Annotated in this window: 1 protein-coding gene; it reads right to left on the reverse strand. The window is 77.9% G+C overall.

Features of this window, described 5'->3' with window-relative positions; translation table 11 throughout:
* Positions 1-45: 45 nt before the first annotated feature.
* Positions 46-411, reverse strand: a 366-nt coding sequence (locus EHS43_RS45925; protein WP_260471050.1) for a helicase-associated domain-containing protein, incomplete at its 5' end; no start/stop codon positions are given.

A 411-nucleotide genomic window follows, 5' to 3' on the forward strand; every position in this document is an offset into this window, starting at 1 on the left:
GTCGTCGCAGCGGACGTACGCGGAGGCCGCGCCGGCACGGTCATCTCAGGGTCGGCGCGCCACGTCGTCGATCAGGTACGTCAGCGGCTGCGGCACCGGCGTGCGCGCGTGCGCGGCGAGGAAGGCGTGCAGGTCGGAGGCGGACTGCCCGGCGTCCAGGGCACGGCGGACCGAGCCGGGGGTGAAGCGGTAGACCGTCGCCCCGCCCTTGGACTCCACGTCGGCCAGGACGTCCAGCACCTCGGCCAGCGACCGCTGCAGGGGGCCGGGGGCCACCGCCGTCAGGTCGGCCTGGAGCAGCACATGGTCGGGCGGCTCGGGCAGCAGCGGCGCGAGCAGCCGGGCGGCCGCGGCGGACGCGGTGGCCTGCTCGGCCGGGGAGAGGGGCTCCGCCACGGCCGGGCGGTGCTG

This window comes from Streptomyces sp. RP5T (genome assembly GCF_003933965.1).
GTDB lineage: Bacteria > Actinomycetota > Actinomycetes > Streptomycetales > Streptomycetaceae > Streptomyces.